A 10,350-nucleotide genomic window follows, 5' to 3' on the forward strand; every position below is an offset into this window, starting at 1 on the left:
ATGAGCGATCGCTAATCATCAAACAAAAAGCTCAAACCATCTTCTCCTTTTCTGTCTGCACGGGCTGTTTCTACGCGCTCCCAGAGCCGTTCATCATCGCGGTAGATTGACATAGCTTGCTCTGCCAGACGAGCCTCTACCTCACTGCCACGGGAGATAGTCTCCACAACGTAGTCAAAAGCCTCTGGCAGCCGCAGGAGAGCAATGGCTTCGAACGCAATCCTCTGTCGTTCCTCATCGAGACTGTTCTCTGCGAATTCTCGCAGTGCATTGAAAGCTAGCAATCGCCGTGAAGATCCCAAGGTAATTGCTGCAACAGAGACTACATCAATATCGGAAGACTCTAGAAACTGAGCCACAAACCGAACCGTTTCATCTTCCTCCTCAGAATTATTGGGGGGACCAGATAAGGCAAACAAGACCGAGAAAATTTCTTCTAGAACCCTGACATTGAGTTCTCCACTGAGTGCCCTCAATCGGAGCAAAGCGATGGGCGTTGCTCCTGAAAAACAGCTCAGCGCCTGCGCTGCCCCTGCTCTGGCTTCGGTCTCTGGGTCTGCCAATAGATCAGCGATGTAGAGTAGGGCATCAGCATATCCAGTTTCAGCCAGTGCCACCGCGCATTCAGCTCTGAGTTGAGCGGCCCGATCTTCTTTGCCACCCCAGACTGCCTCAAACTGTTTGTACCGTATGCCCCGTATGTAGGTGGTCGGTTCATAGGCTTTCAAACGTCGCAAAGCCTTAATGATATTCGCCTTTCCTATACAGCCCGGATCAACATTAGCTCCATTGTGGCTTAGTCGTTCGTATGCTTTCAGCATGTCAGGGATGCCATCTTTCCATTCCAGTTTGGCCGCAATCTTCGCCGCTTTGCCCACAGCAACGCCATGCTTGCTCATGAATCCCCGGCGCAAGGCAAACCACGTCTCTTCATTGGGGGGAGCATCAGCCAATTGATCTAGTTGCGAAAGGACTGTCTCGATATCGTTTTTTCGCTTTGCCATTGTTTCATCCCGAGCTTGAATGCCCTTGGTTGAACTTATATATTCAGTCCCCCTTAGTATCACCTCACCACCGGCAAATCATCCCACCGTGTCGTATACGCCGGAGTACACTGCTGCCGTCTCATCGCCCACTGCTGAGTGCAACCCTCACTAGCAAAGAAGACAGCCCTGCGACCATACAGACGATTGAGCTGATCGACAGTATTCATAAGCGCGATCGCCTTCTCGCTGTCCCTTTCTTGAAAGAGATGCCCCTGCATTGCATTGTCCTGCGAGATATTCAGCAACATCACCCCTGCCTTCGCATACCGTGGCCCTTTTCTGTAGATACGCCTGAGTACTTGCCCTGCCGCATTGATCAGCTTGCGGGTGTCAGCAGTCGGCATCGCAAACTTGGCTAAGGCCGACTGCGAGTAATACTCTTCATCAGGATTATGCCGTCCAGTGCGGATGGAAACCTGAATTGCACCACAGACTGAGTTCTGCGATCGCAACTTCTCCGCTGCCTTGGTTGAGTGCATGGCGACAGACTGCAGCAGTGGCTCTAGCTCTACGACTCGCTCACCGAAGGACCGCGAGGAAATGATCTGCTTCTTTGGCTGTATCTCTTCAACCCCGATGCAGGGCACCCCCCGTAGCTCCATGATGATTCGCTGCATCACCACGCTGTATTGTCGCCGCATCGAATCAGGATCTGCATCTCTCAGGTTTTTAGCGGTATGGATGCCAGAGGCTCGGAGCTTCTTTGATAAGCGCCGCCCAATGCCCCAGATGTCCTGTACCTCGATAGTCTCCAGAACATGATCTAGTGATTCTGCGCTGCCCAGGTTAAACACTCGCCCTGGAATCTTCCGCTTTTTACAAACGCGGTTGGCGATTTTGGCTAAGACGCGAGTAGGCCCAATGCCGACAGAGACAGGGATGCCCGTATGCCGTAGGGTTGTAGCTGCAATCTCGCGGGCATAGGCATCGAGCGAGAGATGACAGAAGCCCGAGAGATCGAGCCAAGCTTCATCGATCGAATAGACTTCTATCTCAGGCGTAAATTGCCCCAGCGTATTCATCACCCTGGCTGACATATTTCCGTAGAGCGTGTAATTGCTGGAGACTATCACTGCTTTCATTTCATCAAGCTGATCGCGGATCTGGAAGTAGGGGGCACCCATCGGAATGCCTGCCTCCTTCAGTTCGTTGGAGCGGGCCACAATGCAGCCGTCGTTATTACTCAAGATCCCGAGGGGCCGTTTTGCCCATTTAGGCTTGAAAATTCGCTCACAACTCGCGTAGAAGTTGTTGCAATCTACTAAAGCTATCTGTTGCGAAGTTTTAGACAGTTTTTCTAAAGACACCTGTGACCACCCCCCAGATCACTAACTCAGACTCCCGAGTGATCCGAATCGGCTTGTACTCCTTGTTCTCTGGCCGCAGCTCTAGCACCCTGCCTTGCTTGTAGAGTCGCTTAACGGTCAGCTCACCCTCAATGGCCGCAATAACGATAGAGCCGTGTATCGCTTCAACTGCCCTATCAACCACCAGATAATCGCGGTCAAAGATGCCCGCTTCCACCATTGAATCGCCCGACACCCGCATGAAGAAGGTTGCTGAAGGATGTGCGATCGCAAGGTCGTTGAGGTCGAGATTACACTCAATGTAGCTATCAGCCGGAGAGGGGAAGCCAGCAGGGACAAGGGAGCTGAGCAGTGGGCGTTCTAGGAGAGATAGACCTTTTAGCTCGTGAATAGATTGAACTTGCATAGTGGACTAAGTATTCATTGACTGAAAACCCCATTGGCAAAGAAGTAGACACGCGAAACTTGCCCGTGCAGAGGCTCAAAGTGAGAGGTCTTGCAGGATGCTGGTATCTATGTACTGAAAGCGTACCACAGGTTTTCTTGGGATTTCCAGTGTGTTCGCTCGATAGACGGAAGTTTGGACTTTTGGAAGGCTGTAGAGTTGAGATCGCTGGGGGGGCTGCCGTTTTGGTGAGAGGGGGGCAGTTTGAAGGGAAGAAAGACTGATTGCGGAGTGCCTAGATCTGTGAACGCTTCTAGGATTACGATGAGGGCTATCGACGCTACTTGAATGGTTTAGCAGGGGGCATGAATTGAGTAAACAGAGGCAGGAGAGACTCTCAAGATTTCATCCACTGCTGATCTCACCCAGTTTTGCAATACTCCCCTTAGTTGTACTCTCCAGGAGTATCTATCTTCCTGACAGTCACCCTGCCAACTTTTCTCCCTGACATTCTCAGTAGTTCATCGCCTGAAAATTCAAAACCAAGCTTTAGCGCTATTCGCGCAACATCATCTGCAGTTGATGCTGCTTGCACCTCACTTTTTAATGCAGGCTCAGACTGCATTTTCTGTAAAAATGCCTCAAGTTGATCTATCGCCATACTTTATATTTTTATTCTCGCAAGCTGGTCGTGTGTTGAATAGGAAAACCATTCTAAGCTTCTAGTACTGTATCAATAATTGATTGCTGGGTAGAGTCTTTGTAGCTTGACTCTGGCCTCCTGGGTTGTGAAGCGCCAGTTAATCCACGTCCCCTTCTGATTGCGATGGCTATTCCAAGCACTCACCTGCTTTTGTAGGTTTTGAAAATCAGCAATGCGTTGGTCTAAGCATTGGCGAGCAAGAATACTCAATTCAATCTCAGCCATATTCAGCCAGCTTCCATGTTTGGGTGTGTAGACAAACTCAAGCCGAGACAAAATCCGTCGAGCTTCTTGTGGAGCAAACGCTTTGTAGAGTGATGAAGGCGAATGAATATTGAGATTATCTTGAACAAGCGTGATTTGACGGGCCTCAGGATAAAACACATCCACTAGCTCCTTGAGCAGATGTGCATAATCGAGTGCGGTTCTGCGTTGGGTGACCTTTACATACCGTGCTCCCACTATCGGCTCACATAGCATGAAGAGATTGGCCGTTCCATTACGCTCATACTCATAATCGACACGCTCTGGTTGACCGCGTCGAGCGGCAATGGGGATGGTGATTTCTTTAACCAGTTGCTTGGTGGCTTCATCGAGACAAATTAACGGGTTTCTCAAGTCATAGGGACGCTCATAGACGGCTAAGATCTCCTCCATACGCCAGACAAACTCTGCATTCTGATGCGGTGGAATTACCCAACAAGTCTTTCGCCAAGGTTGCAATGCATTTTTTTTAGCGTTCCTCGGACGGTTTCATAACTGAGGTGGTCGATGTAGCCTAATTCGACCATTTGGTCGGCGAGTAATCGCAGTGTCCAGCGAGCATGGCCGACCGGCGGTTCGCTACAGCGTAAGGCAATCAGATGAGCTTCTTGCTCTCCCTGCATTTTTCGCTTGCGACCTGAACCAGAGCGTTGATTGATGGCAGCATCAAGGCCTTCTTCAACGAATCGCTGACGCACCCTCTCAATGGTTCGAACACTTACGCCTATCGCGTCATGAATCTCTCTATCACAGCAACCGCCACTGGCTTGGTTAACATCGGCTTTGAGGAGAATACGGGCATGATTAATCTGCCTAGCCCCCCGTCTACCAGTTGTAATGAAGGTGTGCAGGTGCTGTTGCTCTGCATCACTCAGGGCGACAATATAGCGTTTGGCCATTGGGCTATCCCAGAATGCATCAGGACCATTCTACAAATAAACCCGTCAGTCAATACTTGACTCAATACTAGTAAATTCTACAGTAGATAAACTACCCCGCCCTTTTTGAGATGGGGTAGTTCATCTGCTCAGTTTTGGATTTTTTACGCTTCCTTGCCGCAATATCTAGCTGAGCACCTATGTCTTTGGCATTTGATAGAGAGGAATCCAGCCCCTTTGATACCAGTTGTACTGTTCGGCCACTGGCTGCATAGCCTCAATATGAGGCTTTGAGATCCCTCGCTTGAGTAAATCTGTTCGAGGCATGATATCTGCCGGACGGCTGCTTTTGCTGTAGTAGCGAGGTGGGTAGCGATCCATAATCTCCTTAGGCTGTTCCACGGCGTAAAGCAGCCGAAACACCTTGCCAGATTTAGAGAGATAGTAAGCATCAGGATTCAGTTCCTCACGTATCCAAGGCATGTAATCCTTGAAGAAGCTGAAGGGCTTCAGATCGTCTGGTATATTTTTCTGGAGTCGATAGCTGGGCATGTCAGGGTTTTTCGAGATGTTTTGCCACGCATCGTATGGAAATCCCGTAAATACCTTTGTATACAGATTAAGTCGCTCCCATTCAGATTGCCTGCAGCTTCCACCTGTCCACTCCGAGTATTTTAGCCAGCGCATCCAAAAGTCGGACATGCGTTCTTGATAGCGGCGCTGGTTCCGTTGCGTTCTCCACTCCATCTCCCGTAGCTCTGCCTTTGCGATCGCGCTTGCCTCTCTATCGGCGCGAATAGCGGCGACTCTGGCTTTTTCAGCATCTTCGGTCAAGTATTGCCAGACGGCTCGACAGGCTAGAGCGTCGGTCAGAGCGCGGTGAGAATCCCCAGACCATTGGTGATAAACGCGCTGCGCTGCAACTGCCAGAGACTGCCAGCGGTAGTTGCCCCAGTAATCCGACCAGTCCCCATAATCTTCAGCAAACGCTTCTATGCAGCAGCTTATGGACGCAGCTTTCGCTAGCTCAGCTCCTAAAAAACCGGACTCGAAATCAGCATTATAGATGACCACGTTTTGCCCGAATAGCAGATTAATAATCTGAGGTCGCAGCTCGTCTAATGTAGGAGCAGTCGTTATGTCATCTGGACTGATACCGTGAATCGCTTGGGCCTCGGGCCAGCTTTCGTTGTGCGTTGGCCTCACTAGAGTATTGAGCAGGGGCTGGTCGCTGTCATCTGCGATCGCAATTTCTAAAATCTCATCATCGGGTGGGTAGAGGCCGGTGGTTTCGATGTCGAGATAAAGGTAAGTTATCGGATGTCCTGTAGTGTCCATGATTTCCTATTCCTCATACATTCGACGGTGTACATGAGGCCGCACAACACCTAGCTATCCGGCTCTTGACGCCTCAGCTCTTGATGCCCCAGCTCCCGATGCCCCAGCTCCCGATGTCTCAGCGCCTGACCATCCAAGCGCCCTTTCGTACAGAGTTTCGTAGAGCAAGTATTTGCTCTCTCCCTTGAGCTTTGCGGGCGATCTCAAAACCTCAACCTCATTTGAGAAAGCATCGGTATTGAAAGTGTCAACCGCCAGAATGCCAACTTCTTGATGAGCTTCAGGCACAACAGTCTGGACTGCATCGATCAGCTCCTCATTTTCTGCTGGAACTGCGAAGCAGAAGTAGTCACAGAACTGGAGGTACAGCGGCCACTTCTGATCATGTTCAAAGTCCGCTAGGGAACTTTTGATTTCGACACCAAAGACTTCCTTGGGTCTTTTATTACTCCACCGGATTACGCTCACATAATCCAGCCGCAGCCGCTTCTTTCGGTGGCTGACCCTCACCTCTGTATGAGCAACATAATGCTTCGGTGGGTAGCGCATTCCAGCACAGCGTTTAGTCCAATCAACTAGAGTAAAAGAGAGAGTTTGTACAATGTTTTGTGCGACCGCCCCAGGGGGCATTGATCCGGTCGTCATCAATCCTGTGACTGCTTCTCGGATTGCCACGGGACTAATACCAATACTAGAGATGTCGTTAGTCGCAAGGCTGCTAGTCGTGAGGTCGCCGTCTGCAAAGCTACTGTCTGCAGAGCTGCTGTCTGTAGAGCCACTGCCCTGAGAGTTCTGTCGCCCAAGATGCTCATAGGTTCCCTCACTTCCTGCCGGTGGCCGTCCCCTCCGGTTCTCAGACTCAGGCTTGTACTGCTTTGCCATATCACGACATTCTCGAACTGTCGCCATTCCCGCCAATACTTTGTCTTTCAGCCCTTGAAAAACAGGCTTGGGTGCATGTCGCTCTACCTTCTCAAGGTTTACGAGCGCTTCTGGAGCGGCCAACGCAGAATCGATCTGCTCAATGCTGTCGCTCTCGATCGTTCGTAAATAATATTTTCCGGCTTTGATGTACCTCCAGATTAGTGAGCGCTGGCAGTCACACCGCTCAGCCATCTGCTGTACCCAGGCGGTGAAAGATAGACCAGACTGTTGGTAGAGTTTGTCCTCACGAACCGCGATCGCAATTTTCGCTACCTCTTGCCAGTTCGAGCGGTTGCGCTCCAACAGTGCCTGGATATCATCCTCAGCTCTAGAGAGCCTCTCGTAGCAATTTTGACTCATGGTCTTGTTTAATCTATATGACTAGACTAAATGAAGTAAAATTACTTTGTCAAACTTACGTTGTTTCGCTCAGGTCACCTTGCTCAAGTAGTCTAGAAGTAAGGATATTGAGGGCGAAAGCACCGCTGCTTTGTAATGAGAAATGTCAGTAGGAAGACATGGAACGAAACGATCAATGCCATTGGCAAGGGACAGAGCGTTGACACTGAGAAGGGAGATATCCGGTCTCAAAATTACTTCATCTTTGAAATCTTTGGGGTTGCCGTATAAAAAATCAGGGGAATGCTTCCTTTCTCGTGCCCTCAAGAGTTAATGCAACAAAACCATTACAACTGTGTCACTCTGAACGCCAGCGTCAGTGATGCCGTGGCAGCAAGTGCAGCGGCAGTGCGAATATGATTCCAGAAGGTCCAGTTTGTCAGGTATCGACTCCAGAGATCAGCCGCATCAGGGTTGTGTGGTTCAACGATCGCTAAGGCATCATTCATCGGCACATTGAACCCAATGGTGACTAGAAGCGTGCCGACAAGGTATAAAAGACTCCCCACCAGAAGGTAGATGGATCCTGGCTGCTGCCACTGGAACAGTGAAGTAGCAGCAAGAAATAGACAAGTGGCAGCCGTACCAAGAAACGCAATCATAAACCAGGGATTGATAACTGTGACGTTGATGGCTTGCATGACCGCAATTCCCTCAGACGGTGGTCTTTGGCCCAGAGCAAGCATCACAAACGTCGAAAAGGCAAAAAACATCCCTGCCACGAGTCCACAGCCTAGAACTGAGAACAGCTTTACTGAGAAAAGTAATTGATTAGACATGAGTATCAGCTCTCTTGCTCATTAATATCGGTTTGACAGCATAGAAAATTCATCAGAGAAGCAATCAGTACGATAAACCTGGTGTTTTGTGCAGGTAAGTATTGTCTCCCAACTGCTTCAGCATGAAGTCAGCGACATCAGCCCTTGAGATCTTGAGCGTGAGTCCCTTCTCGCTTCCCGTAAAACCGTGCTGGTAGGCACCAGTCCGGCCTTCGTCGGTAAAGGCGGCAGGACGAACAATGGTCCAATCAAGTCGGCTTTGCCGGACGTAAGCTTCCTGAAAAACGTGATCGGTATAGGCTGGACGTAACAGCAGCCCAAACATGATGTATTTCCAGAAAAAATCGAGATTAGCCCGGCTGTCACCAACCCCCAATGTGGATTGGCAGATTAACCGCTGTACGGAGGCTTTCTCCATTGCTTTGACAATATTGCGAGTACCCTCTGACCGAATTACCCCATTCCGTCCCGCACCAAGTGAACATAGAACAGCCTCTTTACCTTGCACCGCCTGCTCAACTGCCGGAGAATTCATCACATCGCCCTCAATAAACTTGAGATTGGGATGCTGGATATTTAGTTTCTGGGGATTCCGAGTGAAAGCAGCAACAGAGTGCCCCTGCTCCAGTGCCTGTTCAACCACCTGATGCCCGACACTTCCCGTGGCTCCAAAGATAAGTAGTAGCATAATGTTGCTTTCCTAAGTAACGACAGTCTCAGCTTAGGAAAACGATTTAGGCCCAGCTATGACATTCTTGCGCCACTGTCACAATCTTGCGGCCAGTTAGTAAGTTAGGCTGAGATCACTCATCGCTTGAATATAATTGGGATGCATCAGCATTAGGTTTGCACCATGAAAAGTCTTGCTATGCCAGAGGTTGACACCAACACATCATCACCTACATTTAGCCCAGGCCAAGATATTATTCGGGTCCAGAAGCTTCAGAATCCTCCAGGGGAAGGAAGTTGCCATTTTGAGGGAGAGCACACGCTCTTCATGTCCCTTGCTTCTCGTCCGATGCATTATTTACAAGCTCAGGATGGCAAGACTCGTACAGGGCTGTATCGCAAAGGAGACATCCTGATAACACCAGCCAATACCCCCCTGTTTGTTCGCTGGGAGGGTCAAGAAAGTTGCTTGCAGATTCAACTGACGACTCAGTTTTTGCAAAGTGTTGCAAGGGAAACACTTGAGCAGGACTGCGATCACATCGAACTCGTCCCGACATTTCAGGTTCGGAATTCTCAGATGGAGGCGATCTCCATGATGCTCCACACCGAATATCAGCGAGATGCTTCTGGGAACAGATTGTATCTGGATTCTCTGGCGAATATCCTGGCCGTGAATTTGCTCCGCAACTATGCAACTAAACGACCACAGTTATCTGTCTATGACGGAGGCTTACCCCCCCGCCAGATCCAGCAGGTTTTAGACTACGTTGATGCCCATATAGATAGCGAGATTAGACTAGCTGATTTAGCTCAATTGCTGGATATGAGCCAATTTCACTTCAGTCGCCTGTTTAAGCAGTCCGTTGGTCGATCTCCACATCAATATTTGATTCAGCAGCGGGTGGAACGAGCTAAGCAACTCTTGAAACAATCAGACCGTCGGATTGTAGACATTGCCCTAGATTGTGGATTCAACAGTCATAGCCATTTGAGTAAACAGTTTCGGCAGTTGACAGGGGTAACACCGCAAGCTTTCAGGGAAGGTGGTGCTTTGAATGCTTGATCCCTCCAATGAGTCAGTCGATAGAGCAAAAGCCTAATGTTGTTGGCTCAGATAAACTCGATACCATCTGCCACCTTAGCCAATCTCCTGTTTCCGCCAGCCGCCATCGCCCGAAGTCTCCAGGTGGATTGCTCTTGCCAGACTGAAAGAAAGAGCGAGAGGCAGCCGATGTTTTGGCCTGAGTTGTCGAAGGCCCCATAGTGACGGCTGGCCTCGTTCGGGTCTTCCGGGAAGCTGACCTCAGCGATCCGGTGCCCTGGCCTCAGTACCTGATGGCGTAACGGCAGGATCTTGGCGATATTCATTCGATGGTCTGCGATCGCAATTTCAGGCATGGGTTCGTCGTCAGGTATGCAGCTACGATGATCTATACCTACCAGACCAAACTTCAGCTATGAATACCTCTATTGGCGGTGATTTGCTACCGCCACCCTCCGAAGAACTGCTCGACCTGTTGAAGCTTTCGGTAGTCCTAGTCGTGTAAGGATTCATTGTAGTGGTGTACAAACATCCAGATAGCACCAATATGATTAGCAATCTTTTTTGAAAACGACAGGGTCTTACGCACTAGGCGAGAGACTCGCTGGCGCAT

General features: G+C 49.8%; 11 protein-coding genes and 1 pseudogene. 1 reads left to right on the forward strand and 11 read right to left on the reverse strand.

Annotation, left to right across the window (positions count from 1 at the left end; genetic code table 11):
• Positions 1 to 11: 11 nt before the first annotated feature.
• The 9 genes from C1752_RS25830 to C1752_RS25870 all read right to left on the reverse strand — a co-directional run bounded on the left by C1752_RS25830 (position 12) and on the right by C1752_RS25870 (position 8,711).
• Positions 12 to 1,004 (reverse strand): HEAT repeat domain-containing protein, encoded by a 993-nt coding sequence (locus C1752_RS25830; RefSeq protein WP_110988931.1) that lies wholly within the window; start codon positions 1,002 to 1,004, stop codon positions 12 to 14.
• 59 nt (positions 1,005 to 1,063) lie between these two features.
• Positions 1,064 to 2,353, reverse strand: a complete 1,290-nt coding sequence (locus tag C1752_RS25835) for a Y-family DNA polymerase (RefSeq protein ID WP_110988932.1) — start codon at positions 2,351 to 2,353, stop codon at positions 1,064 to 1,066.
• Positions 2,331 to 2,759, reverse strand: coding sequence for a LexA family protein (locus tag C1752_RS25840; RefSeq protein ID WP_110988933.1), 429 nt, complete (start codon positions 2,757 to 2,759; stop codon positions 2,331 to 2,333). Before C1752_RS25840 ends, C1752_RS25835 begins: the two co-directional genes overlap by 23 nt.
• A gap of 424 nt (positions 2,760 to 3,183) precedes the next feature.
• Positions 3,184 to 3,399: a Nif11-like leader peptide family natural product precursor gene (locus tag C1752_RS25845; RefSeq protein ID WP_110988934.1), complete on the reverse strand. Its 216-nt coding sequence runs from the start codon at positions 3,397 to 3,399 to the stop codon at positions 3,184 to 3,186.
• Between the two features lie 72 nt (positions 3,400 to 3,471).
• A protein-coding gene (locus C1752_RS25850; protein ID WP_110988935.1) for an IS630 family transposase occupies positions 3,472 to 4,604 on the reverse strand; the annotation gives its coding sequence in 2 pieces (ribosomal slippage) (positions 3,472 to 4,178 and positions 4,178 to 4,604; 1,134 coding nt in all).
• A 177-nt stretch (positions 4,605 to 4,781) separates the two neighbouring features.
• Positions 4,782 to 5,921 carry a 3'-5' exonuclease gene (locus C1752_RS25855; protein ID WP_199464526.1) on the reverse strand — a complete coding sequence of 380 codons (1,140 nt, stop codon included), beginning with the start codon at positions 5,919 to 5,921 and terminating at the stop codon, positions 4,782 to 4,784.
• A gap of 54 nt (positions 5,922 to 5,975) precedes the next feature.
• Complete coding sequence (locus C1752_RS29130; RefSeq protein ID WP_199464527.1) at positions 5,976 to 7,205, reverse strand: MmcB family DNA repair protein; 1,230 nt, start codon at positions 7,203 to 7,205, stop codon at positions 5,976 to 5,978.
• A gap of 326 nt (positions 7,206 to 7,531) precedes the next feature.
• Entirely contained in the window at positions 7,532 to 8,023 is a 492-nt protein-coding gene (locus C1752_RS25865; RefSeq protein ID WP_110988936.1) for an anthrone oxygenase family protein, read from the reverse strand.
• A gap of 64 nt (positions 8,024 to 8,087) precedes the next feature.
• Entirely contained in the window at positions 8,088 to 8,711 is a 624-nt protein-coding gene (locus C1752_RS25870) for an NAD(P)-dependent oxidoreductase (protein WP_110988937.1), read from the reverse strand.
• A 180-nt stretch (positions 8,712 to 8,891) separates the two neighbouring features.
• On the opposite strand from C1752_RS25870, the gene C1752_RS25875 reads away from it, so the two are divergent.
• Positions 8,892 to 9,758, forward strand: coding sequence for a helix-turn-helix domain-containing protein (locus C1752_RS25875; protein WP_110988938.1), 867 nt, complete (start codon positions 8,892 to 8,894; stop codon positions 9,756 to 9,758).
• 47 nt (positions 9,759 to 9,805) lie between these two features.
• On the opposite strand, the gene C1752_RS29135 is transcribed toward C1752_RS25875, so the two are convergent.
• Positions 9,806 to 10,093 carry a GNAT family N-acetyltransferase gene (locus tag C1752_RS29135; protein ID WP_199464528.1) on the reverse strand — a complete coding sequence of 96 codons (288 nt, stop codon included), beginning with the start codon at positions 10,091 to 10,093 and terminating at the stop codon, positions 9,806 to 9,808.
• 137 nt (positions 10,094 to 10,230) lie between these two features.
• Positions 10,231 to 10,350, reverse strand: a pseudogene (locus C1752_RS25885) (IS1 family transposase); the annotation flags it as partial.

The organism is Acaryochloris thomasi RCC1774 (genome assembly GCF_003231495.1).
Classification (GTDB): Bacteria; Cyanobacteriota; Cyanobacteriia; order Thermosynechococcales; family Thermosynechococcaceae; genus RCC1774.